Here is a 24,580-nt window from a genome sequence, read left to right on the forward strand (position 1 = left end):
TTCATTCACAAAAACGCCTCTCTTCTATCAAAAGATAAGCCAAACCCTCCCCTATTAAGTTAAAAAATATTTTTTATGGGAAAAACCAGTAAAAACCTCATTTGTTCTTTTATACGGTTTTCACTAAAAAAAGTTGAATAGAAGTCATCGGAAATTTCTATCTTAAATCGTTAAAACGGGTAGAACCCCTCTTCCGGTTTCTTGATTTTCTTCCCCAGGCAAAGATTCCTCCCCCAACAACGACGATAAATATAGGGAATAATAAATTCAGCATTTCCCACGAAGTACGTTCCGCTTTCAGCCGGGTTTTATCCAATAGATATAAGGACAAATTCCGTCCTCTCAGCTGCATCCATCCCTCATCATCACACAACCAATTGACACAATTGAGAATAAAATCACGGTTTCCGTACATCTGTCCGCTATACTCATCATAGCCCAAGGGTACGATCCGGGCATTTTCCCCCACCCCTCTCACCTGATTACGGATCACCTCCCCGTCAGCTACTACGATCACCCGACTATAACCGCTCTGTGCTTTAAAAGGCTGTCCCGCCACTTCTTCCCGATTCCGGTACTGGAACAGAGAAGTAAAATTTCCCTCGACAGCTACTGCTACCGGTACAAACCGACGATTGAACCGGTCGGGAGTCATCTTCTCCTCGGTTATCGACAACGATACAGGGCAAGGAGTTTTCATAACAGCCGCATAAGAGGAAGTGGACAACAATACGGTCTTTTTCAGTCCATCGTTTTTTCCCACCGTATCGATACTGTTGGCATAATCCACCCGTACCGGTTGCAATCCGGCCGTTACCGGATGTTGTCCGCGGGCGAGTAATAAGGGCGAATAATACCAGCAACCCGGACTATAGTCGGGAGTCGTCCCGTTCATCCCGGTAATCACAGGAATCAGCACACAATTTCCATCCAATACCAGATCAGGATTTATCCTTACCCCATAGCGGAACAACATATCTTCCACATTCAAAGGCCGATAAACAGCAGGTACAGTCTCCTGATTTTTCAACACTTCGTGATCTACATCCACTTCGTCCAAGCACCATAGTAACCGTCCACCATGCATAAGATACTGATCGATAACGTATTTATCCCGCTCAGAAAAATCTTTCGTCGGTTTAGCGATAATCAAAGCAGCATAGCGTTTCAAGTCGGTCGCCAGGCTATCACAACTCACCAGATCGACCTGATAATAATAGGAAAGTGTCTTCGCCATATCCATCACTTCCGGATAAGTCAATTCGCCCTGCCCTACCAAAAAACCGACTACTTTTTTTTGTTTCTGTATCAGTAACCGAATCGCTTTTGTCAATTCATATTCCAATGCCTCGATAGAATGGTTGATATTCTCGTCGGCACTATTTCTGGGCACATTCTGTAATAAATTGACACTTACTTCAGTTTCCTGATCGTAAATGATTAATCCGGGAAAAATGATCTGCTGGGATAAAGTCTCGTCTTCACTTCTGCGATTCAGATTTATCGGCAGGATTCCCCGTTCTGCCAGGTATTTTACTAAAGCCTTTTTCTCTTCAGGATCCTGTATTTCCGTAGGATCGATCAGCTGATAACGGAAATTATTTCCCGAAAGCCGGCGGAATTCTTCGAGATTTCTGGTCAATGCATATTGCAATTTTTGCAAACCGGCAGGTAATTTTCCACCCAAAAAAATATCTACACTGACTCCCCGGTCGATTCCCCGGAGCAACGAACAGGTGGATTCGGAAAGCGTATAACGCTTATCATCGGTAATATCCGCCCTCAGGTAAACCCGGGTACAAGCCAGATTCAAAACCACAAAAGCTATTATAACATAGCCCCCGCCTAACCGTATTCCGTGAAACCGCCGTACGGTAGCCCACAGAAAAAGAAAAACGAAGGAGACAAAATAAACGACATCGCTAAAAGCGATGACCCCCCGCGACATGGGCTCATAATGAAAATGAATTCCCCAAAACTGAATCGAAGTCTGATAATCTTCAAACAAAGGAATACCGGCTATAAAGTCGAGACCGGTATACAACAAAAAAGCCACCACCAGGGTGTAGAGAAAAGCAATAATCTGATTTTCGGTCAAAGCCGAAGCCCAAACCCCGGCAGCCACATATATGCCGGATAAGAAAATCAACCCGATATACGAACCTATAATTCCTCCCACATCGATATGTCCGACCGGCTGGGCTAAAAACCATAAACTGACCGGATAAACGAGGGTAGGTAATATCGAAAAGAGCACCAACAGAAATCCGGCCAGATATTTTGCTCCGACAATCTGCCAGGTAGTTAGCGGGCGGGTAAGCAGTAACTCCAGCGTACCGGTACGCCTTTCTTCTGCAAATAGGCGCATACAAAGAGCAGGAACCAGAAAAAGGTACAAAAGCGGAGCAAGGGTAAAAAAAGCCTGCATGTCGGCCAGGCCACTTGCCGGAATATGATATCCTCCCGGAATGATCCACAAAAACAGACCATTAGCAAGCAGAAAAAACACCAACACCACATAGCCTGACAGCGAGGCAAAAAAACTTTTTAATTCCTTCCTTACCAGTTCACCCATATCTCCCGTTTCCGGTTTCGTTCCTACAGGAAGCTACACCCCTTTTACTAACCCGGAACTTCTCAGTTTAATCTTAGTCAACACCTTTTTGGTATAAAGTGGGAAATCACTTTTGATCATCCAATCATAATATCCCTGTTGTTCTTTCAACACCTTCTCTACAGGCACTCCTTTATTCTTACCGAAGTTAAACACTTCTACCCCTTTATCGTCATAAATAATAAAACCGGCAAAGTCGACGTTCTTGTTTTGGGTAGAAAACTTACTTAAGAAATCGATATTATTTTCCAGCTTTTCCCCATATCTATCCAGCTGGGCCATCAGCACCTCATAGGTAGCCATCGTGTCGGCTGCAGCCGTATGGGCATCTTCAAGACATTTATCACAATAAAAATGGTAGGCAGCCGACAGGGTACGCTGTTCCATTTTGTGGAAAATAGTTTGTACATCTACAAACTTCCGTTTACTCATATCGAAATCCACCTCCGCACGCAAAAATTCTTCTGCCAATAAGGGGATATCGAAACGATTCGAATTATATCCTCCCAAATCACATCCTTCGATATAATGCGCCAATTCGCGGGCAATATGCTTGAACATCGGAGCATCTTTCACATCTTCATCGTAAATGCCATGAATAGCAGACGCCTCTTCGGGGATATGCATTCCCGGATTCACCCGGATGGTCTTTTGTTCCTCCTTACCGTTCGGATACACTTTCAATACCGAAATTTCCACGATCCGGTCTTTAGCAATATTGATTCCCGTGGTTTCCAGATCGAAAAAAACGATGGGATTAGCTAAATTCAGTTTCATATACTTCAAAATTTATAATCTCTTCTGTAGCAGGACAAGGACAAGCAACACTTTCCTACCCATAAATCATAAGAGCCGTTCGATTTACTATAAAAACCAATCAAACGACTCTTTATCTTTCATTTTTACCTTTACTATTCTATCGGATAAGTCTTTCCGTTACACCATCATCGGCATCAGCAGCATCAACAAATCTTCATCGTTGTCCTCGTTTTCAAACGGCAGGAACAATCCCGGACGAGTCGGATCGGATAACTCCAGCACCACATTTTCAGATTCGATATTAGAGAGAATTTCAAGGACGAAAGGCGATTTGAAACCGATAGCGATGTTCTCGCCTTCATACTGACAAGTCAGTGTTTCGTGTCCCGACATCGAATAATCCATATCCTGGGCTGAAATGACGATTTTTCCTTCTGCAACATCGAATTTCACCAGATTACTAGCCTGATTGGCCATGACAGACACCCGGCGTAAAGAATTGTAAAGCTCTTTCTTTTCAATGATAATCTTTTTCGGGTTATTCTGCGGGATAACCGAATTATAGTTCGGGAAACGTCCCTCGACCAGAGTAGAAGTCATTTTATAATCACCGAATACGAAGCAAGCCATTTTATCGTTAAAAGAGATCTTCAGTTCCGAGTCGTCTTTCGGCAGAATATTCTTCAGCATCAAGGCAGGTTTCTTCGGTAAAATCAAAGAGAACTGTCCGTTTTCACTTTTGGCGTCGAACCGTTTGTAACGAACTAATTTGTGAGCATCCGAAGCGACAAAGGTAAAATTATCTTCGTTCATTTCGATCAGGATACAGTTCATAACCGGACGCAGATCGTCGTTGGCCGTTGCAAATATCGTCTTCACAATTCCTTCCAGAATCAAACCGCATTTAGAGGTCAGGTCGTTGCTGCTATCGTTGAGTGCTGCCTGTATCGGATAATCTTCGGCACTTTCTCCCGGCACAGAAAACTCTCCCTTCTCGGAAATAATTTTTACCTCATTGGTCTCCGTATTGATTTCGAATGTCAACGGTTGTTCGGGAAATTCCTTCAAAATATCCAGCAATATTTTGGCAGGTATCGTTATTTTACCTTCTTCTTCCAGACTTTCCAATTCTATCCGGGCTTCCATGGTCGTCTCTTTATCAGATGCTGTTGCATATAAGACACCTTCGGTAGCCACCAACAAGATATTATCCAGAATAGGTTGTACGGGCTTTCCACCGATCACTTTACTTACCGCTTGCAAACGGGTCAGCAATGTATTGCTTGATACGACAAACTTCATAGATTCAATATTTTATGTTTTACTTTATTTCAATCCCAAAGAGACGCCTAAATTAGTGTTTTTTCCCTTCACAGAAAAGATTTACAAGAAAAAAGTTTCCTACTTTTATCAACATCGGTGTCCCCCCGTTCCACTTCTTTTCCATCCACGAATATTCCCCATACATAAGCTCGGGACCGACATTTCGTTTGCTTAAACGAATCGTCCCAACCACCGTAGATACCGATTTCATCCGTTTTAAATACTTGTTCTCCCCAGCGGTCATCAATATACCATTCAAAGCGGCTTCCGGAAAGATAGTCGAGCCCATCTTCGATAAATCGCCCCCCAGGATACCGCCCCTTTGATTTTTGGCGATAAGCAGACGGGATATTATCGTTTAATTGTAGGTTTATTTTTTCTTTCTATTCCGATTCCGGGTTTTATGCCGTCAGACCGGTTCGCCTGGACCGGTCCGCTAAGGCTTTCCTTCACTGACCGGCGGAACTCCTCGCAAGCTCGTCAGACACCACCGGTCGGGCGTTCGGAAAACCTAACCGGACCCTCGTTCCTGCTCCAATGGTCTTCCGCCACAAAACCCTGCATCTCACGTTAACACGACCTGGCAAAGGAAGAATTAGAAAAATTTTATAGAATAAAATACCGGCTCATCTCTATCAGATTATGGATAATTGGGTTACTCTATCGGAAAATCTTTTTTCGTTGAAATTTATGGTTTTCAGGTCCGGTTTAGCTTGCCAGGCAGTGATAACGTAAGTCGAAGGTATTCGTGTTCGGGGACCATTGGAGCTCTGGCGAGTGTCGTCTTGCTTTTTCTGAACGTCCGACCGGTGGTGTCTGACGGAAACGTAACGTAAAGTTTTTTGCGGAGTGAGGAGTTCCGCCGGTCAGTGAAAGAAAGGGCTAGACGACCGACAGAAGCGACCGGGTCACCAAACACGAATACCGAAGACGAATAAGTAACGACAGAATAATTCTACCATTTTTCCATTTACATCTGATTTACACAAAACCATAAAAAAAGGTGCATAGAAAAACTTCTATGCATCCTTACGATTTTAAATATTATTTTGCAAATAAAAATATTTAACCTCTAATTTGAATATCAGATTAAAAAAAACACCCCTTAACGCATAATCTCCTCAACTTCTTCGACAGTAATCGGAGTACGTTTATCTCCCAGGAAGCGCGAACCTCCGGGAATAATCAGGATATCATCTTCCAAACGGATACCTCCGAAATCCTTGAATGTTTCGATCTTGTCATAATTCAGGAATTCTTTATGCATCCCCTGTGCTCTCCATTGGTCTATCAATGCCGGAATAAAATAACATCCCGGTTCATCGGTAATGACAAATCCCTCCTGCAACCGACGCCCCATCCGCAACGATGAAGTTCCGAACTGGTCGATCGGCCGGGTTTCATCGTCATATCCCACATAGATCTGTCCCAAGTCTTCCATATCATGTACATCCAATCCCATCATATGTCCCAGTCCGTGAGGCATAAATAAGGCATGCGCCCCGGCAGCAACCGCTTCGTTTACATCTCCTTTCATCAGGCCGAGATCTTTCAAACCCTGTGCCAGCACCTTACATACCTCCAGGTGCACGTATTGATAAGTCACCCCGGGTTTAGCTATCTCTATCGCTTTGTTATTAGCAGCCAATACGATATTATAAACTTCTTTCTGGCGGGTCAGGAATTTCCCACCGACCGGAACCGTACGGGTAAAGTCCGAACAATAATGGGACACTTCTTCTGCTCCGGCATCCGTCAGCATCATACGTCCTTCCTGAAGGATCTGGCTATGATCGTGATTATGGAGTGTTTCACCGTTCTGCGACAGGATCACAGGGAACGACACCATACTTCCGTACGAAGCTGCAATTCCTTCGATCAGCCCTGCAATATATTGTTCCTTGACTCCCGGTTTACAATTCCGCATAGCAGCTGTATGCATTTCGTAACCGATATTACAAGCTTTGGTGATTTCCTCGATTTCACAAGGTTCTTTTACCGAGCGGAGATCGACCACAGCTTTGATCAGTTCCAGCGAAGCATAATTTTTCACCAAAGCAGGCCGGATACCCAACAACTCTTCGAGCAAGAGCATATTCCTGAAACGATAAGGAGGTAAAAAATGAATCCGGCGTCCCTGAGAAATCGCCGTTTTCATACAATCCGCCAGCCGGGCAAAAGGAGCGGTCTTCGACACGCCGACCCGGGCTGCCATATCCTTTACACTCGGTTGAGGTCCCATCCAGATAATATCATCCATATCCACATCATTCCCGAACAGATATTCATCTCCCGAATCGATATCGATCACTCCTGCAAAACCGGGTTGATTCAGACCGAAAAAATAGAGAAACGAACTATCCTGACGGAACTTATAAGTATTATCCGTATAATTAGCCGGGGCCTCCCCATTTCCCAGGATCAACACCAAACCACTTTTCACTTTTTCTTTCAGACGGGCGCGTCTGTTTTTGTAAACACTTGTTTCAAACATATCTTTCAATTTTTAGTAAGTACGGTTTAAAAAGTGTCACAAGATAAAGAAAAAAGCCAAAAGGGGAAAGGCAAAAAGTAAAAAATTTCTCTCAAACCCGCCGAAAGGATTTATTGCGGAACAAATAACCGGCAAACGGGACACAGATCCCGGCGATAGTAACAATCCAGGCTCCGTAAGCGATACTGACCTGACTTCCCAATATTCCCTCCATACCGCCACCAAGGCTAAACATTCCTTCCTGGGCGAACCAGACATCGATAATTTTCCATAAAACGACGAACGATGCCAGTAAACTACAAATCGTAATGCTCCAGGAAATTCCCATCGAAAGATCTTCATGCAGATCCTTTCTCAAAGCCAGAATAATCACTATGATAAACATGATAAAGGTAAACCAGCCCGATGAAGACATTCCGGATATTGTTCCCAATTGTACAATTTTATACCAAGGTAAAAAAGTAGCTATCAAGCCGATGAGAGCCACAATAATGACAGCAAATCTCTGTTTGTTCATAATCTGAAGATTTAAATATTATTTCTTCTTTCAAAAAGTCTTTTGTCCTACTCTTTTTTTTGAAAGAAGATTCAAATTTTATACGTTTTTCCTATCGAAAAGTTTTCGGTTTTCCCTTTCGAATCCCCTCAAACCTGAAAATGTATCGTCTGTTATTTAAAACTGTTCTAAACATGAAAAACTGAAAATAATCTTCCGATTTTGCTTGATAATCGTAAGAACAATACGTAATTTTGGAACGCTTTTTGCAATAACAACGTTTTCGAAAAGACGTTTGAGTGCGTAAAAAATATGTTATACAACATAAAACGGTGAAAATCAAACATTTTAAAATACAATTTATTAACAAATCAATTTATTGATCATGAAACCAACTCATATCGAACACATCGGTATTGCCGTCAAAAGTCTGGAAGAAGCTATTCCATTTTATGAAAATGTATTAGGACTGAAATGCTATGCAGTAGAAGAAGTAAAAGATCAGAAAGTAAAAACAGCTTTCTTTCAAGTAGGTCAGACAAAAATCGAATTGTTGGAATCTACCGATCCTGAAGGTCCTATCGGGAAATTTGTAGAAAAAAATGGTGGCGGTATGCACCACATGGCATTTGCCGTTGAAGATGTAGCCGAAGCTTTAAACGAAGCAGCAGCAGCCGGTTGTCAGTTAATCGACAAAGCTCCCCGTACCGGAGCAGAAGGACTTCAAATCGGATTCCTTCACCCGAAATCAACCAATCGGGTACTGACAGAACTTTGCGGTAAAAAATAATTACGTCAAAAGCGTCAAAGATAATTGAAAACGTCAGAAAGGCATTTTAAAGCAGTGTCCTTTTGGCGCTTTCGATGTTTTCAAAGCTTAGGCATTTTAGATATTTAAAAGTAAATTTAAAATTTTATGGCCACAAATCAAGATAAAGTCAAAGAACTTATCGACTTACGAAATCAAGCGAAATTGGGCGGAGGCGAAAAACGGATCGAATCTCAGCACAAAAAGGGTAAATATACAGCCCGGGAAAGAATCGCCATGTTGCTGGACGAAGACAGCTTCGAAGAATTCGATATGTTCGTCACACACCGGTGTAATAATTTCGGCATGGAAAAGACAAAATTCCTCGGAGACGGAGTTGTTACCGGACAAGGAACGATCAACGGACGTATCGTATTTGTATTTGCACAGGATTTTACCGTATTCGGAGGGGCACTTTCAGAAATGTTGGCTCAGAAGATCTGCAAAGTCATGGACAAAGCGATGACGGTAGGAGCTCCGATCATCGGACTGAACGATTCCGGTGGTGCACGTATTCAGGAAGGCGTAAATTCATTGGCAGGATATGCTGAAATTTTCGAGCGTAACATCCTGGCTTCCGGGGTTATTCCACAGATATCCGCTATTTTCGGCCCCTGTGCCGGTGGAGCCGTATACTCTCCTGCCCTGACCGACTTCATCCTGATGACCGATCAGAGTTCTTACATGTTCGTTACCGGACCGAAGGTGGTAAAAACCGTTACCGGCGAAGATATCAGTACAGAAGACCTGGGAGGTGCAGAAGTTCACTCGACCAAATCGGGCGTTTCTCATTTTATGGTAGAAAACGAAGAAGAAGGTATTTCTCTGATCCGTGATCTGCTTTCTTATCTGCCTTCCAACAACCTCGAAGAAGCGCCGATGATGGTATGCAACGACCCGATCGATCGTCTGGAAGACAAATTGAACAGCCTGATTCCGGATAATCCCAATCTGCCGTACAATATGTTGGAAGTAATCGAAGCAATCGTAGACCAGGGCAAATTCCTCGAAGTACACAAACGTTATGCCCGGAATATCATCGTCGGTTTCTGCCGGATGGGAGGACGTTCTGTGGGTATTATCGCCAACCAGCCTAGTTTCTATGCCGGAGTACTCGATATCGAATCATCGCGTAAAGCAGCTCGTTTCGTTCGCTTCTGCGACTGTTTCAATATTCCGATCCTGACGTTGGTAGACGTACCGGGATTCTTACCGGGCCGTGTGCAGGAATACGGCGGCATCATCACCCACGGAGCCAAATTGATGTTCGCTTACGGCGAAGCTACCGTTCCTAAAGTAACCGTTACTTTACGTAAATCCTACGGAGGAGCACACGACGTGATGTCCTGTAAACAACTTCGCGGCGACTTCAACTACGCCTGGCCGACAGCCCAGATTGCCGTGATGGGTGCCAAAGGTGCTATCGAAGTACTATACGGTAAGGAAGTAGCAGCGATCACCGATCCGGAAGCAAAAGCTAAATTTATCGCAGAGAAAGAGGAAGAATACAATCATGCATTCGCTAATCCTTACAAAGCAGCTTCTTACGGTTATATCGACGATGTGATCGAACCACGCAACACCCGTTTCCGTGTGATCCGGGCCTTCCAGTCTTTACAGACGAAGCGTGTCACTAACCCGATGAAGAAACATTCTAATATACCTTTATAATTATGACCATGTTAGCAATCGACTGGGGCTATGCGCTCCTGGTCACGGGAATGGGAATCGGAACTGTATTTTTACTGCTTATTGTTTTGATTTGGGTAATTGGTTTGCAAACCAAAATCATCAATGGCATCACAGGCCACTCGAAAGGGGCTTCTGAAGAAGCGACCGTAAGGACGACAGAAACCCATCCGACGCCTCACGAACAAGCAGCCATAGCCATGGCTATGCACCTGTACTTCGATGCCCACGATGAAGAGCCGCATGTCATCACGATTCAGGAAGTAGAAAAGCGCTATTCGCCATGGAGTTCCAAAATTTACAGCATGAGAAATACGATTATCAAGTAAATAAATTGACCATATGAATAAATTTAAAATCACTATCGACGGAAATAATTACGACGTCACAGTGAATCTAACGGATCATCATAAAGCTAACGTAGAAGTAAACGGGATATCTTACGATGTAAGCTATGAAAGCAAAAATACGGTTGCAGCTCCTATCCGCAAATCGACAGCTCCCGGTACCCCACAGGTACATGTTTCAGCACCGGCTGCTGCAGCATCCAGTGCCACCAGTATCAAAGCTCCGCTTCCCGGAACGATCATGACCATCAACGTAAAAGTCGGTGATCAGGTGAAACGGGGAGATACCTTAGTCGTCATGGAAGCCATGAAAATGGAAAACAACATTATGGCTAACAAGGACGGACAAGTGAAAGCCATCCATGTCACTGTCGGACAGACGGTCGTACAGGACGATAAACTGGTTGATCTGCAGTAATTCATTGTAAAATCGTTAGTAATGAAACAAATGAAAAAATATCTCTTTCGGCTGGTTGCCTTTCTGGGCCTGACTATTACGCCCTTTATCGCCAGTGCCGAAGAAGTCAGTTTAGGAGAAAGCATCAGTAAATTCCTGAACGACACCGGATTTGCCCGTCTTGTCGACGGCAACTGGTTGTGTTTGGTGATGATAGCTGTCGCTTGTTTATTATTCTATCTGGCTATCGTTAAAAAGTTCGAGCCTCTGTTATTGCTGCCTATCGCTTTCGGTATGTTGCTGACCAATCTGCCGGGAGCCGGATTGTATCATCCGGAACTATTCGAAGGAGGACACATTCACTGGCCGGATTTTGCAAATGCCAATAACGTCGGATTGCTGGATTACATCTACCTCGGAGTGAAACTGGGTATCTATCCCTGTATCATTTTCATCGGTGTAGGAGCAATGACCGATTTCGGTCCGCTGTTAGCCAATCCGAAAAGTTTCCTATTGGGAGCAGCTGCCCAGATCGGTATCTTCGCAACTTTCCTGGGAGCTTTGGTTCTCGGATTCAACTATGCCGAAGCCGGTTCGATCGGTATTATCGGTGGAGCCGACGGCCCGACCGCCATTTATCTGACTTCTAAGTTAGCACCCAATTTATTAGGCCCGATCGCCGTGGCTGCCTATTCCTATATGGCTTTGGTACCGGTCATCCAACCGCCTATTATGAAAATGCTGACTACTCAGAAAGAGCGCGAGATCGTCATGAAGCAATTGCGTAAAGTATCTAAAACAGAAAAAATCATATTCCCGATCATCGTTACTGTTTTTGTATCTTTATTGTTACCTTCTGCCGCTCCGCTGATCGGTTGTTTGATGTTAGGTAACCTGATGCGTGAAAGTGGAGTTGTAGAACGTCTGAGTAAGACTGTTCAGAACGAACTGATGAATATTACCACCATCTTTCTGGGTGTTTCGGTTGGAGCGACAACTACCGCAACAGCTTTCCTGAACTACCAAACTCTGGCCATCCTGGTAATCGGAATCCTGGCTTTCGCTTTGGGAAGTGCCGGAGGAGTATTGCTGGCTAAATTCATGAACTTGTTTACCAAGAATAAGATCAACCCGCTGATCGGTTCTGCCGGTGTATCGGCCGTTCCGATGGCAGCCCGTGTATCTCAGACTGTAGGTCAGGAAGCCAATCCTGGCAACTTCTTGCTGATGCATGCCATGGGTCCCAATGTAGCCGGAGTTATCGGTTCTGCTGTTGCAGCCGGTATCCTGCTCTCTTTCCTCGGATAAAACAAGAGTTTACCGTAATAAATCAAGGGTGTGCTTCAATGAAGTGCACCCTTTTTCAGTTGAAACGGTTACAGTAGTAAAATATGCTTCTCCCATTCCGATGCCACCTGCCAGTGTCCGGCCTCCCTCAGCCCACAGGACAAGCTTTTGTACAATCGCATACCTTCCCTACCGATAGCAGACGGAAGGTATTTGTTTATTGGAACGATGATAAGGGCCAAGTTATAGGTAGAATTATTCTGTCGTTACTTATATTCGTCTTCGGTGATCGGAATTGGCGACCCGGTCGCTTCCGCCGGTCAGTGAAGGAAAGCCTTACCGGACCGTTCCAGGCGAACCGGTCTGACGGGATAAAACCCGGAATCGGAATAGAAAGAAAAAATATACCTACGTTTTAATGATAACTTTTTCGGTTCCAATCAGTAAAACAGTAAAAAAACATGATACAAATCAAAATAAAACGGGTATATGACGATCCGGAACCGGGGGACGGTTACCGGGTATTAGTCGACAGGCTCTGGCCCAGAGGGATAAAAAAAGCATGTTTATCCTACGATGAATGGGCTAAAGAAATCACTCCCTCTCCCGGTTTAAGAACCTGGTTTCATGACGATATCTCCCGACATTGGGAAGAATTTACTTCGATGTATAAAGAAGAGTTGGAGCACTCGCAAGCCGTTAAAGATTTTCTTTCCAGAATCGGGACTTATCCGGTAGTAACCTTGTTATATGCTTCGAAAGATCCTGTTCACAACCATGCCCGGATTCTACAAAACTACCTGGAAACCCAGCTAAAAAAATAACCGTATAACACACAGCCTGCCGGATGGGTACGCTCTCCTTCATGCGGCAGGCTGTTCAACAAAGAATCCGGGTATTATTTACCCCACAATTCGATCAGATTCAAAATCGTCTGCATCGCTTTTTGCATTGTATTCAGCGAGCAATATTCATATTTTCCATGGAAATTCATACCTCCTGTAAATAAGTTCGGACAAGGCAGCCCCATATAGGACAAACGGGCACCATCCGTACCGCCGCGGATAGGACGAACGATCGGAGTAACACCGGCCTTTTCCATCGCCTGGAAAGCTTTATCGATTACTTCAGGATAAGGTTCGACCATTTCACGCATATTATAATACTGATCTTTCAGGGTTAGTTTGATCACCCCTTCTCCGTACTTCCCGGTCAACAGAGCGGTAGCAGCCTGAAGGTAACGTTTTTTCTCTTCAAACTTCACCCGCGAATGGTCCCGGATGATATATTCACTGGAAGCATTTTCTACTTCTCCCCTGATACTGATCAGATGATAAAAACCTTCGTAACCTTCCGTATGTTCGGGCCGCTGACAAGGAGGCAATAAGTTATTCAATTCGTTGACCACCTGCAAAGCATTGATCATCTTATCCTTCGCATAACCCGGATGAATGTTGCGTCCTTGTACTTCGATCCGGGCACTGGCAGCATTGAAATTCTCATATTCCAGCTCTCCTTCAAAGCCTCCGTCTACGGTATAAGCAAAGGTGGCACCGAAATGTTTTACATCAAAAAAGTCTACCCCTTTTCCGATTTCTTCGTCGGGCGTAAAGCCGATCCGGATTCTGCCGTGTTTCACTTCTGGATGCTTCATCAGATATTCGGCAGCGGTCATGATCTCTGCCACCCCTGCTTTATCGTCGGCTCCCAACAGCGTCGTACCGTCGGTTGTGATCAAGGTATGCCCCTTGAAGAAAGCCAACTCCGGAAAATCTGCCAGCGTCATCGTCAATTGCTCGTTCAGACAGATATCTCCCCCATCGTAATTTTCAATGATACGGGGATGGATATCGGCCCCACTCATATCGGGACTCGTATCGACATGCGAGATAAAACCGATCACCGGCCGGTCTTCATACCCGGGAGTTGCCGGAATAGTACCCATCGCATAACCATTGGCATCGACTTCCACATCCTCCAACCCCAGCTCTTTCATCTCTTCGGCCAGATAATTCAGCAGAATCAATTGTTTCGCAGTCGACGGATAGGTTTCACTCTCCGGATCACTCTGGGTATCGAATCCGACATATTTCAAAAAACGCTCTTTTAATTCCATATCTTTATGATTTATATTTTAGATTTACGATTTACGATTTTTCGTTTATCGGGTTCCTCTCCGGTTTACTCTTCTTTGGCTCTCAACGAATCCCAGATAAAGTAACCGATAATAACGACATACATGACAACGGCCAGCCATTCTGCCCCGCTCCAGGTAGCATACCAATCTGCTCCGGCATATTTCAATACGGCACTGATAACTCCCATCAGGGCTCCCCCTGCTATAAACCCGGAAGCGATCAGTGTACCGCGTTCACGGCGCATCTTATTTACTTTTTCATCTTTACTACGGGTAGATACATACCAACTGACCAGCCCTCCGATCAATAAAGGCGTATTCAGATCCAACGGAATAAACATTCCCAGGGCAAAAGCCAGGGCAGGTACCCCGATCATGGTCAGAATCAATGCGAGTGCGGCACCGGCAAAATACAGCATCCAGGGAGTCGCTCCTCCTTCCATCAAAGGTTTGATAACAGCAGCCATCGCATTCGCCTGGGGAGCCACCAAAGCATTTTCACCTACAAATCCGTAAGTCTGATTCAGGATCATCATTACTCCGGCCACCGTAGCGGCAGAAACAACGGTTCCCAGAAATTTCCACCGCTCCTGTTTTGCGGGAGTCGTACCGATCCAATAACCGATTTTCAAGTCGGTAATAAAACCTCCGGCCATAGACAAAGCAGTACAAACCACGCCACCGATGACCATGGCAGCCATCATGCCGTTTGTCCCGCTCAACCCGGCACTCACCAAAACCAGCGAAGCCAGGATCAATGTCATCAAAGTCATTCCCGATACCGGATTCGTCCCCACGATAGCGATAGCATTAGCAGCCACCGTAGTAAACAGGAAAGAAATAATAAACACAATCAGTATGGCGACAATGGTCTGGAAGAGATTACCCAATACACCGAACTGGAAGAAAATGAAAGTGGTAATCAAAGTCGCCAGCAAACCGATCAGAATAAACTTCATCGAAAGATCATGTTGTGTACGTTCTGCGACTTCTTCACTTCCCTTCTTTCCCCCCAATTCCTTTACCGCCAGGCCTAAGGCTTGTTTGATAATACCCGACGAACGGATAATGCCGACGATACCGGCCATAGCGATACCACCGATACCGATATGACGGGCATAATTCGTAAATAACTGTTCGGGCGACATGTCCCGGATCAGCATAGAAACCCCTTCTCCTACAGCAACAGTCTGGCCATCTGCAAAATAACTCAGAAACGGGATCAGCACAAACCACACGGTAAACGAACCGGCACAGATAATAGCGGCATATTTCAATCCGACAATATATCCCAGGCCTAACACTGCAGCCCCTGTATTCACTTTAAATACCAGCTTCGTTTTTTCAGCCAGCATCTCTCCCCAACCCATGATCCGGGTGGAGATGGTCTCTGTCCACCAACCGAAAGTACTGATAAAAAAGTCATATAATCCACCGACCAATCCACTCACCGCCAATAATTTCGCCTGGTTTCCCTTTTTTTCACCCGAAACCAGCACCTCGGTCGTCGCCGTAGCTTCCGGGAAAGGGTATTTCCCGTGCATATCTTTTACAAAATATTTACGGAAAGGGATCAGCATCAGAATACCCAACAATCCTCCGAGTAAAGAGGATAAAAAAATCTGATAAAATTTAGCATCCAGACCAAGAATATACAAAGCAGGTAATGTAAAGATCGCTCCGGCAACGATCACTCCCGAGCTAGCCCCGATAGATTGAATGATCACATTCTGTCCGAGCATATTATTCTTTTTCATCAGATTTCCGCATCCAACCGCGATAATAGCGATCGGGATAGCAGCCTCGAACACCTGTCCCACCTTCAGTCCCAGATAAGCTGCAGCTGCCGAAAAGACGATAGCCATAATAATACCGAAAACCACCGAGTAAGTCGTTACTTCCCGGGGTTTCGAATTAGCCGGCATAATCGGTTTATACACTTCGCCAGGCTTCAACTCCCGATAGGCGTTATCGGGCAACGAATTTAGCTTTTGTTCTTCTTGTTCCATAAGTTTGTATTATGATGATTAATTGAATTAGCGCAACGATGCTTCCTTTTCTCAAACGATTCCAAAAATAACGATTTAATGTAAAAAGTAAAAGATTAAAAGTAAAAAGATCGGAAAAACCCTTTCTAAGTTTCAAATTTTACTGTTTTTATAAGGATTCGGTCACCGAATAACGACAAACGACGGGTTAAAAGGTCGCCCCATCGGCAATATGGGCAAATTTCCGCCTTAACCATTGGACGAGCCGGGTGGTGACTTCCGGTCCGGAGTAGGGAATAAATTCGTCGTACATATCCGACTGGTTAAAATTCGAAATCCCGATAGAAAGTACAGTGATTCCATTCCGTTGGGCCTCCCGGACCATTTCCCGGACATGCACCCGCGGATCGGTCTTACCGGCAGCAGCTGTCGGTGTGCCGTCGGAAATCATAAACAGTAATTTATTCTGTGTGGTAGTCCGGAATTTCTGCGTAGCATAATGGATAGCGAATCCATCGGCATTGACATACATTCCCTCTTGAGAAAAAAGCTTTTTGATCTCCAGACGTTTCCCAGGTTCATGAAACCGGACGATTTCAACCCTTTCCTGCTTTACCCGGTGACCATAAATAGAAAATCGGATATCCGGATTGGCTTCGAAAGCAAGCGCCAGAGCGACCGATAACACCAACTGCAATTCCAGTTTATTTTCATCGGTCATCGATCCCGATAAATCGAGCATAATCACCACTTCCAGCAAAGCCGAAGGGGCAGGCAACTCCTCGATAAAAATATGAGGATTCAAATGCACCTGATACAATTCGTCTTCATCCAAATCCCCGCTCTCCTGCTCATAAAAAACACAAGCTTTATTCATCTTTGCCTGAAAGGTCAGAAAGTTCAGCCGGATTTTAGCGGCTAATTCCCTTGCTCTCCGCATCAAGACCGGATCTACAACCCCACAAGAGGCATCCAGTTCCCGATAGCGTTCTGCAACAGGACTTCCGGCCCGTTTCAAAGCTCCTTTCGTATCTTCTTCGATATCGGCCCAAGGCACCAAATCCAGCGATTTACTCAAATCCAAAAACAGATCGTCGAGGATCTTGACATCGATATCCACCGGAGCTCCTTCCACTTCCAGAGGCAGATTCATCATTACCCTGGAATAATAATTGAACATCGGCGGTAACTCCTCGTCCTTAGTTATAAAACGGGCACTGATTTGTTGTGCCAGCTCCACCACTTGTCGTGGTTCCAGGGAAGCATAATCCGTAATCGTATCCAATAGGCCGTCGATCCATCCCAACCGGCTCCGGTGAGGAAGCAAACGGGTTTTAAACACTTCATATTCCAGCAATTCAGGAAAAAGGACCCGGGTAGCCAGATAGTTATAGCGCACATCGTCCAAATCGGTAAACTTCAATTCCTGTTCAGCCCTCAGTAAGGCCAGTGTAAACTGCATCCGGCGGGCAGCGTTCAGATAATAATAATATCCCGGATATACCCGGGCAATCCTCCCTTCTATCCGACGATCTTCTATCAGATGGATAAAATATTTTTGCTGAAGTGTACAGCGGTATTTTTCGTATACTCCCCGGCTATAACAAATATGCCCGACCTGATGAATATATTGGCCGAAAAAAACTTCTGCCCGAACCTGTTCACTCACTTTCAACGAAAGAATCTCGGGATTCATCACCACGGAATTGAAATCCATCCTGGCTCCCCCCTCTTTCGAAAAAATAATCCGTGGCAATTCACCTCCCATATGCAAGGCAATGCGGGCACATACCGGCATCAATCGATAGATATCGGCCGTCTTCGGAAAATCTTTTCCCAATAAATCCAACGGTTCCGGGAAATTTCCCCACCAATTCCGGTCCAAAACATCCCGGCTATACACCGATTCGATCTCTTCGCGGGTCATACCATCTGTACTAACGAGCGGGCCACTAACTGCTCACCGGCAATCACATAATTGGTCAGAATAACCTCTTCGACCACCTCGCGGACAGAATAGCCCAACTGCAAATAGGCTGCGGCATCCAAAACCTGCCGGGTGGACAACGACACGGTAAGAGCCTCTTTTTGTTCGGCCTGTCGCAATAAACGGGCTATCTCTGCCAGTTGAGCCGCTGCAGAAGCTTTTACCAAAGGATAACGCTGCATCATCAATGCCGCTTCCTCCTCGGGAGTCAGGTAATCCAATTGTACCTTGATAAACCGATCTTCGAAAGCAGAGTCCAGCCGTTGGGTAGAAACATAAGCAAACCCGGTGTTACCGGCAGCGATGAATTGTACATTCGTGCCTTTATTATAGCGAACACCCGAATCCTCGTCATACAGATACGACTGTCGCCGGTCCAGAATCGTCATCAGAAAATTAGCAGCCACCATCGGGATACGGGTCAGCTCGTCCAGGAAGATCAACGTAGGCCTATCGGAAGTGAAAGCCTTGAAAAATTCGGAACGGACCGCCAGGGTTTTCCCTTCATCCCCGATAACCAACCCACCGACAAACATTTTCTTCGGCTTAAATGCCTGCCCCATATCGAAACCGAAATAATCCATTTCCATAGCATCGGCCAATTCCATCACCACCGATGATTTACCACATCCTTTCGGCCCCAACAGAAAAGGATATTTCCCCAGATACAAAGTATGGCATAAAAATTCCCATTTCCGTTGAGGAATACACAAGTCCCTGGAATGTTTCGGAGGACTGAAAGAAGCGGTCCGAAAATCCGGAAACAAGTCCGGTTGTAGTAGCGAGGCAGTTGTCTTATTCGATTGCATAGGTTTTATTTCAAATCATTTTCATTCCTGAACGGAAAACCATTAAAACACAGTTTATGATTGTTTAAAAACTTCCGGTTTGCCGAGACTCACCCCGTTCCTGCCGAGAAAATTTATCCTTCTGTTCGACATATTATCTCATCTTCGATTTTAGATGAAATCTTCAACAGCAAATCCTTCGGATTTTCTTCCGACAGAAGCTCCCTTTCTCTTTACAATGACAGAGGAACTCCAAACAACCAAAACCTTTCCTGCAAAGATACCGGATTTCCCGAATTGTATCCGTACAAATCCGATATTTTAGTGCTAAAAACGATCTTCGCCACTCCGTTTTTCCAGTTTCATTACTGAAGGGATGAAAAATGAAATCACCCCCAGGGATAAAATGATACATCCGGAAATCCAGAACGCATTACTTACCCCTATCGTATCGGCGATATAACCGGTCAACAAAATACCTATCATAGAAGGTAATAAACTCAGACTTCCAAAAAGTGAAAACACCCTGCCTAAAGCAGTATGATCGATAAAAGTTTGTAAAACGGAAGTAAAAGGTCCATTGTAAAACGAACCGGCCAATCCACCGATAATAGTTAAACACACAAACAGCACAAAAGCATCCGAAGGCAATAATCCCGATATCAGAATATAGCTTCCCAAGGCCAGGTAAGAGCTATTGATCAGCCCAACCCGCCGGATCTTTATTTTCCAGACTCCCAGAATCAAACCACCGAGCAATGTACCTGTACCCCAGACAATTTCTACCAGACTCATTTGAAAAGTATCTCCTCCGAAATGAGTTACCGTCATCAAGGGAAACAATACAGCAACCGGCATTAAAAAGAAAGTAACTGCAACGGAAATTATCATCAACCAGGGTAATCCCCGATGTTTTTGTACTTCCTTCCAGCCTTCGACCATTTCATGCCATATTCCGGGTTTCCGTTTTTCTTCCGTCCTGACCGGGTCAGGGATCGCAACAAAAGCCAAAGCGGTACAAGCGATGATCGCCCCTGCAACATCCAGCAGCATCACCACCGTCATATTCAGTGAAGTGATCAAAAGTGCTCCTAAGGCAGGTCCGGCAATACTACTCACCGACTGTAACGCCTGATTTACTCCGGCAATCCGCATTAATTCCGATTCGGGCGCCAACATGGGAATAGCCGCCTGCATAGCGGGTGAATGGAAAGCATTTCCGATACTCCGCAGAGCCATCAACAAATAAATCAATCCCAATTCAGCCTGATCGAAATAGAATAAACCTCCCAGTATCAAAGAACATAGAGCGACAAAACTATCGGCAGCGATCATGGTCAGTTTTCTTTTCCAACGATCGACATATACACCCGCTATAGGTCCTAACAAAGCCTGAGGTAATAAGGTCGCCAACACAGCATAGGATAGCACTTCGGCACTTTTAGTCTCTATGCTCAACCAAAACATGACCGAATATCCGACAATAGCACTACTCAGGATAGAAAACAACTGTCCCGACCATATAATAATAAATTTCTTTTTCCAAAGATCCATGATAAAAAAACTATAAACAAAAGACTAAAAAGCTATAGCTTAAAGGCTATAGGCTAAAAAAGCAATAGGCGATAAAAAAAGGGGGAATCGAAAGCTAAGTGAAAAATAAACTAGCCTTCAAAATAAATTATCCTACCCATCATCTTCATAACTAACATTTTTTTGAAAAGTCGCCACAAAGATACGAAAATTTGCGTATACCATGTAAACATAAAATGAAATATCATGGAAAGGAACCTTAAAGAAGCTTTAAAGCATCGCAGAAGTTATTACGCGATAGATAATCAAACCACAATTCCTGATGCTGAGATCGAGGAAATTTTAGATTTTGCCGCTCTTCATACTCCCTCTGCTTTCAATTCCCAATCCACACGGATGGTACTATTATTGAGGGAACAGCATCGACGGCTTTGGGACATTGTCCGGAATACGCTAAAAAAGACGATCCCGGCAGCCGCTTATGCTTCTACCGAAGCAAAAATCAATAAATCGTTCGCAGCCGGTTACGGTACGGTATTATTTTTTGAGGACACCGCTATAATCGAAGGTTTACAGAAAGCTTTCCCTTTATATCATGAAAAATTTCCGCAATGGTCCCAGCATACCTCAGGGATGCATCAGCTGGCCGTCTGGACTATGCTCGAGGACGCCGGATTCGGAGCCTCCCTGCAACATTACAATCCTCTGATCGACGAAGAGGTTATTGCCACCTGGAAATTACCTGCCACCTGGGAATTGATTGCACAAATGCCTTTCGGTTTACCGCTGGAACCACCCCAAAAGAAAGAATACAAACCTTTATGCGACAGGGTAAGGGTATTTAAATAAGGCAATGATACACATATTTACACTTATAAACATAGAATTATTCTGTCGTTACTTATCCGTCTCCGGTGTTCGTGTTCGGGGATCCGGTCGCTTCTGCCGGTCAGTGAAGGAAAGCCTTAACGGACCGGTCCAGGCGAACCGGTCTGACGACACAAAATCCGGAATCGGAACAGAAAGAAAAAATATACCTGGGTTTAGGATAAACATGTATATAAACATCTTTTCTTTTAACCCCGAGATCACTGGCAAATCAGGTCATTCGAATGGTATAAGGATAACGTTTCTTCTACCACTTATTCATATGAACCTTCGAAGCATCCCATTTATCTTTCGGACTATGAGGCATAGCCGGATATCCTACGGGAATCACACACAATGAATTAATTTGTTCCGGGATTCCCGTATATTTTTTCACGATTTCCATGCGATCTGCATAAGGATATGTAGCGGTCCAGACAGCTCCTAATCCGATCGCTTCCGCAGCCAGCAAGATATTTTGAGTAACAGCCGAACAATCCAGATACCAATAAGAAGATTTAGTAGTATCCCCACAAACGACGATAGCCATCGGAGCTTCTTTCAACATTTTGGCATAAGGCAACACAGCAGCCATAGAATCGAGCACTTCCCGGTCATCGATGACGATCAATTCCCAAGGCCGGACATCTTTACCACTCGGAGCAGCCATTCCTGCCTTCAATAATACCTCAATTTTCTCCTTTTCTACCGGTTTGGGTAAATATTTTCTTACACTTTTCCGGCCCATAATATTTTCCAAGGCATCCTTCGTCTGGATTTTACTTTCTTTTTTCTCTGAATTACATGCTGTCATAACTAAAAAAATAAAAGATACGATAAGTAATAAAGTTGTTTTCATATAATAGGAATTTATAAATCATCTTTTCCGAAGCTTTACAATTTCCCCTAAAGCCGGAATCTTTACCTGTATATTCCTTTTGCCGGCCTCTTCGGCAAATACAGCAGGCGGGTCACTCAGGGGTTCGTCGGATAAATCGAATGTCCCATAATGCATAGGGATCGTTATCCGGGCTTTCATCTGCGAAGCAGCCGTCAAGGAATCATAAGGCGAAATATGGTTCGCTTGCATAAACCAACGGGGTTTGTAAGCTCCGATACCCAGTAAAGCATAATCCGGAGCACCGAACAATTCTTCTATTTCGGTAAAATGAGAGGAATAGCCGGTATCTCCCCCATAATACACCGACAAGTCATCGGTCTGCAACATAAAAGCTCCCCACAAACGCAGTCCTCCGTCGTTTAAAGAACGTTTGCTCCAATGTTGAGCAGGCAAAAAAGTAATTTTCAACCGTCCTTCCTCCCAACGCTGATACCATCCGGCTTCTATCACCTGAATATCGGGCAGCCAGCCCCGGATCAAATCCTTCATTCCCAGACCACAAAATACTTTCATCCGGGGATTGTTCTCATATAAACGGGTAATACTGGGTTTGTCCATATGATCGAAATGGTCATGGCTGATCAGCAAGTAATCGATCTCTTTGAAAATATCCGGATCGGCAGGAAATTTACTCTTACGACGGACGAACGGAATATTGCCAAAGACCGGATCGAACATGATCCGTTTACCCCCCAACTGCATAAAGAAAGAATTATGTCCTAACCAAGCCAACGCATCACCGCTAATCCCTTGTATGCTATGCAGTGGAAAAAGTTGAGGTTCCCAATTTTCGTTCCGTTTCTCTTTACGTTGGGGATTGGGCGAAAAACGCCATTTCAAAACATTACCGATCCCCTGTTTAGAGCGATGTTGCCGATTCACAAAACGTCCCTTTACCACAGGATTTCCCCTCCAATAAGGCTTTACTGTAATAAGCCCTTCGTTCCGCCGAAAAGTAATCCGCTCTCCCATGATAAATTATTTTAGGTTACTTTGTGCAACAAATATACGTTTTCATCTCTTATTCCGAGAAATAATCAAAACTAAAAAACATGAACAGACTGTTATTTTTAAATCCGATATTTTAACAGAAAAAATAAAACGGACCCGGAGCATCTCATTTCTGACAAATGCCCTTCACCCTAAAAGAAGTAAGGCAGTTATATACATATTTACACTAATAAACGTACGTTTGTAAGTGTAAATATGTATATAACTGCCAGAAGTAAAAAATAAAAACGACTTTGTTATATCACAAAATGGTGATTTAAGAAATAGATCTAAAAGAAATCAGTAATAGTTTGTAAAGAGGTTTCTTTAAGGAGTACGTTTTTATTACGATCCAGCAGATACAAAGCAGGCAAGCTGCGCCATGGATACAATTCCTGTACACGCTCCTCACCTAAAGCGGGATGCCAGATTGCGGGCAATACCGGAAGCATACGTTCCCACACCACACGGTCACCGCCGGCATCCACAACCAAAATCGTCAATTGTCCCGCATTTGTCAGTTTTTGAAGACAATCATCTTCCTTCAATTCCGCCATCACCTCATGACAATGTTCACAAGTGGGATCATAGAACAACAACAACAGCCATTCCCCCGGTGTGTCGTAAAGTGTTTGCCGTTTCCCGTCCGGGAGCCGGTAAGTAAAATCTGCAGCCCGCATACCCGGACAGTTTTTCTTCATTATCCCGAGTAAATAAACCGGGCGTACTTTGGCAAATTCGTCCAATACGGGGGTATGGACCATTTCTTCCAAAAACAGCTGAAAACACTCTTCACACCTCATCGGTGATTCCGGCTCATACAGATATTTTTCCGCCATCTCCGCCAAAAGTGCATAAACGACGGTATCGGTCTCCGCAGCCTTCATCAACCGCTTCACCGCCAAAGCGCAAGCTTCCTGGGAAGCATGAGGAAAAAGGGAAACAAAATTTACAAAATTCTGTTCCAGAAAAGCCTTATTCCGGCAATGGAGCATATCGCGGAAATCCATACTGTCCCAAAAATGTGTCAGCACATACGCCGCCCGTTCCGGTGCCGTTCGCAAAGTGGAGGGAACGGAAGGCAAAGGCAATTCTTCCAGCACCGATGTATCCGTTATCACCATTTTTTCCATTGAGACGGCATGCACCACCCCTATCCTACCGCCCGCCAAGAA

21 protein-coding genes are annotated in these 24,580 nt (G+C 44.5%); 7 read left to right on the forward strand and 14 right to left on the reverse strand.

Features of this window, described 5'->3' with window-relative positions; translation table 11 throughout:
• Positions 1-157: 157 nt before the first annotated feature.
• The 6 genes from gldG to WS34_RS08005 all read right to left on the reverse strand — a co-directional run bounded on the left by gldG (position 158) and on the right by WS34_RS08005 (position 7,707).
• On the reverse strand, positions 158-2,575 hold the full coding sequence (gene gldG / locus WS34_RS07980; RefSeq protein ID WP_286693682.1) for a gliding motility-associated ABC transporter substrate-binding protein GldG: 2,418 nt from the start codon (positions 2,573-2,575) through the stop codon (positions 158-160).
• A gap of 33 nt (positions 2,576-2,608) precedes the next feature.
• A complete protein-coding gene (locus tag WS34_RS07985) occupies positions 2,609-3,391 on the reverse strand; it encodes a 3'-5' exonuclease (RefSeq protein ID WP_013611331.1) in 783 nt (260 codons plus the stop codon).
• A 159-nt stretch (positions 3,392-3,550) separates the two neighbouring features.
• Positions 3,551-4,675 (reverse strand): DNA polymerase III subunit beta, encoded by a 1,125-nt coding sequence (gene dnaN / locus WS34_RS07990; RefSeq protein ID WP_013611332.1) that lies wholly within the window; start codon positions 4,673-4,675, stop codon positions 3,551-3,553.
• Positions 4,676-4,727: 52 nt separating this feature from the next.
• On the reverse strand, positions 4,728-4,985 hold the full coding sequence (locus tag WS34_RS07995) for a hypothetical protein (protein ID WP_046404211.1): 258 nt from the start codon (positions 4,983-4,985) through the stop codon (positions 4,728-4,730).
• 816 nt (positions 4,986-5,801) lie between these two features.
• Positions 5,802-7,190, reverse strand: coding sequence for an aminopeptidase P family protein (locus WS34_RS08000; protein ID WP_022159417.1), 1,389 nt, complete (start codon positions 7,188-7,190; stop codon positions 5,802-5,804).
• A gap of 91 nt (positions 7,191-7,281) precedes the next feature.
• Positions 7,282-7,707 carry a hypothetical protein gene (locus tag WS34_RS08005; RefSeq protein ID WP_013611334.1) on the reverse strand — a complete coding sequence of 142 codons (426 nt, stop codon included), beginning with the start codon at positions 7,705-7,707 and terminating at the stop codon, positions 7,282-7,284.
• Positions 7,708-8,071: 364 nt separating this feature from the next.
• Between WS34_RS08005 and mce the strand changes: the two genes are divergently transcribed.
• The 6 genes from mce (at position 8,072) to WS34_RS08040 (ending at position 13,038) form a co-directional block, all read left to right on the forward strand.
• Entirely contained in the window at positions 8,072-8,476 is a 405-nt protein-coding gene (gene mce, locus WS34_RS08010) for a methylmalonyl-CoA epimerase (protein WP_013611336.1), read from the forward strand.
• 126 nt (positions 8,477-8,602) lie between these two features.
• On the forward strand, positions 8,603-10,165 hold the full coding sequence (locus WS34_RS08015) for an acyl-CoA carboxylase subunit beta (RefSeq protein ID WP_013611337.1): 1,563 nt from the start codon (positions 8,603-8,605) through the stop codon (positions 10,163-10,165).
• An 8-nt stretch (positions 10,166-10,173) separates the two neighbouring features.
• Positions 10,174-10,512 (forward strand): OadG family protein, encoded by a 339-nt coding sequence (locus WS34_RS08020; protein WP_022159418.1) that lies wholly within the window; start codon positions 10,174-10,176, stop codon positions 10,510-10,512.
• Between the two features lie 13 nt (positions 10,513-10,525).
• Positions 10,526-10,948, forward strand: a complete 423-nt coding sequence (locus tag WS34_RS08025; RefSeq protein WP_013611338.1) for a biotin/lipoyl-containing protein — start codon at positions 10,526-10,528, stop codon at positions 10,946-10,948.
• A gap of 21 nt (positions 10,949-10,969) precedes the next feature.
• Complete coding sequence (locus tag WS34_RS08030) at positions 10,970-12,235, forward strand: sodium ion-translocating decarboxylase subunit beta (RefSeq protein WP_046404216.1); 1,266 nt, start codon at positions 10,970-10,972, stop codon at positions 12,233-12,235.
• A 440-nt stretch (positions 12,236-12,675) separates the two neighbouring features.
• Positions 12,676-13,038, forward strand: coding sequence for a DUF488 domain-containing protein (locus tag WS34_RS08040; protein WP_013611340.1), 363 nt, complete (start codon positions 12,676-12,678; stop codon positions 13,036-13,038).
• Positions 13,039-13,112: 74 nt separating this feature from the next.
• Here the strand turns inward: WS34_RS08040 and pepT are convergent, their stop codons facing one another.
• The 5 genes from pepT to WS34_RS08065 form a co-directional block, all read right to left on the reverse strand.
• A complete protein-coding gene (gene pepT, locus WS34_RS08045; protein WP_022160706.1) occupies positions 13,113-14,330 on the reverse strand; it encodes a peptidase T in 1,218 nt (405 codons plus the stop codon).
• 65 nt (positions 14,331-14,395) lie between these two features.
• Positions 14,396-16,360, reverse strand: a complete 1,965-nt coding sequence (locus WS34_RS08050; RefSeq protein WP_022160707.1) for an OPT family oligopeptide transporter — start codon at positions 16,358-16,360, stop codon at positions 14,396-14,398.
• Positions 16,361-16,547: 187 nt separating this feature from the next.
• Complete coding sequence (locus tag WS34_RS08055; RefSeq protein ID WP_022160708.1) at positions 16,548-18,266, reverse strand: VWA domain-containing protein; 1,719 nt, start codon at positions 18,264-18,266, stop codon at positions 16,548-16,550.
• Positions 18,263-19,135 (reverse strand): AAA family ATPase, encoded by an 873-nt coding sequence (locus WS34_RS08060; RefSeq protein WP_046404220.1) that lies wholly within the window; start codon positions 19,133-19,135, stop codon positions 18,263-18,265. The genes WS34_RS08055 and WS34_RS08060 overlap by 4 nt, the downstream gene beginning before the upstream one ends.
• A gap of 306 nt (positions 19,136-19,441) precedes the next feature.
• Positions 19,442-20,668 (reverse strand): MFS transporter, encoded by a 1,227-nt coding sequence (locus WS34_RS08065; RefSeq protein WP_022160710.1) that lies wholly within the window; start codon positions 20,666-20,668, stop codon positions 19,442-19,444.
• A 225-nt stretch (positions 20,669-20,893) separates the two neighbouring features.
• Between WS34_RS08065 and WS34_RS08070 the strand changes: the two genes are divergently transcribed.
• A complete protein-coding gene (locus WS34_RS08070) occupies positions 20,894-21,496 on the forward strand; it encodes a nitroreductase family protein (RefSeq protein WP_013611346.1) in 603 nt (200 codons plus the stop codon).
• A 286-nt stretch (positions 21,497-21,782) separates the two neighbouring features.
• Here the strand turns inward: WS34_RS08070 and WS34_RS08075 are convergent, their stop codons facing one another.
• The 3 genes from WS34_RS08075 to WS34_RS08085 form a co-directional block, all read right to left on the reverse strand.
• Positions 21,783-22,373: a nitroreductase family protein gene (locus WS34_RS08075; protein WP_046403847.1), complete on the reverse strand. Its 591-nt coding sequence runs from the start codon at positions 22,371-22,373 to the stop codon at positions 21,783-21,785.
• Positions 22,374-22,391: 18 nt separating this feature from the next.
• The gene (locus WS34_RS08080) at positions 22,392-23,387 is read right to left on the reverse strand and encodes an MBL fold metallo-hydrolase (protein ID WP_022160711.1); all 996 of its coding nucleotides are present in this window, start codon (positions 23,385-23,387) and stop codon (positions 22,392-22,394) included.
• A 308-nt stretch (positions 23,388-23,695) separates the two neighbouring features.
• The coding region (locus WS34_RS08085; protein ID WP_286693683.1) for a DUF5106 domain-containing protein at positions 23,696-24,580 on the reverse strand (885 nt) is incomplete at its 5' end.

The organism is Odoribacter sp. N15.MGS-14, assembly GCF_000980245.1.
GTDB lineage: Bacteria > Bacteroidota > Bacteroidia > Bacteroidales > Marinifilaceae > Odoribacter > Odoribacter splanchnicus.

Excerpts from the sequence above, each read along its gene's own strand:
- WS34_RS07985 (WP_013611331.1), bottom strand. The coding sequence starts at position 3,391 with ATGAAACTGAATTTAGCTAATCCCATCGTTTTTTTCGATCTGGAAACC.
- WS34_RS08000 (WP_022159417.1), bottom strand. The coding sequence starts at position 7,190 with ATGTTTGAAACAAGTGTTTACAAAAACAGACGCGCCCGTCTGAAAGAA.
- WS34_RS08025 (WP_013611338.1), top strand. The coding sequence starts at position 10,526 with ATGAATAAATTTAAAATCACTATCGACGGAAATAATTACGACGTCACA.
- dnaN (WP_013611332.1), bottom strand. The coding sequence starts at position 4,675 with ATGAAGTTTGTCGTATCAAGCAATACATTGCTGACCCGTTTGCAAGCG.
- WS34_RS08080 (WP_022160711.1), bottom strand. The coding sequence starts at position 23,387 with ATGGGAGAGCGGATTACTTTTCGGCGGAACGAAGGGCTTATTACAGTA.
- mce (WP_013611336.1), top strand. The coding sequence starts at position 8,072 with ATGAAACCAACTCATATCGAACACATCGGTATTGCCGTCAAAAGTCTG.
- WS34_RS08020 (WP_022159418.1), top strand. The coding sequence starts at position 10,174 with ATGTTAGCAATCGACTGGGGCTATGCGCTCCTGGTCACGGGAATGGGA.
- WS34_RS08065 (WP_022160710.1), bottom strand. The coding sequence starts at position 20,668 with ATGGATCTTTGGAAAAAGAAATTTATTATTATATGGTCGGGACAGTTG.
- WS34_RS08050 (WP_022160707.1), bottom strand. The coding sequence starts at position 16,360 with ATGGAACAAGAAGAACAAAAGCTAAATTCGTTGCCCGATAACGCCTAT.
- WS34_RS08015 (WP_013611337.1), top strand. The coding sequence starts at position 8,603 with ATGGCCACAAATCAAGATAAAGTCAAAGAACTTATCGACTTACGAAAT.
- WS34_RS08055 (WP_022160708.1), bottom strand. The coding sequence starts at position 18,266 with ATGACCCGCGAAGAGATCGAATCGGTGTATAGCCGGGATGTTTTGGAC.
- WS34_RS07995 (WP_046404211.1), bottom strand. The coding sequence starts at position 4,985 with ATGGGCTCGACTATCTTTCCGGAAGCCGCTTTGAATGGTATATTGATG.
- WS34_RS08005 (WP_013611334.1), bottom strand. The coding sequence starts at position 7,707 with ATGAACAAACAGAGATTTGCTGTCATTATTGTGGCTCTCATCGGCTTG.
- WS34_RS08070 (WP_013611346.1), top strand. The coding sequence starts at position 20,894 with ATGGAAAGGAACCTTAAAGAAGCTTTAAAGCATCGCAGAAGTTATTAC.
- WS34_RS08030 (WP_046404216.1), top strand. The coding sequence starts at position 10,970 with ATGAAACAAATGAAAAAATATCTCTTTCGGCTGGTTGCCTTTCTGGGC.
- WS34_RS08060 (WP_046404220.1), bottom strand. The coding sequence starts at position 19,135 with ATGCAATCGAATAAGACAACTGCCTCGCTACTACAACCGGACTTGTTT.
- pepT (WP_022160706.1), bottom strand. The coding sequence starts at position 14,330 with ATGGAATTAAAAGAGCGTTTTTTGAAATATGTCGGATTCGATACCCAG.
- WS34_RS08040 (WP_013611340.1), top strand. The coding sequence starts at position 12,676 with ATGATACAAATCAAAATAAAACGGGTATATGACGATCCGGAACCGGGG.
- WS34_RS08075 (WP_046403847.1), bottom strand. The coding sequence starts at position 22,373 with ATGAAAACAACTTTATTACTTATCGTATCTTTTATTTTTTTAGTTATG.
- gldG (WP_286693682.1), bottom strand. The coding sequence starts at position 2,575 with ATGGGTGAACTGGTAAGGAAGGAATTAAAAAGTTTTTTTGCCTCGCTG.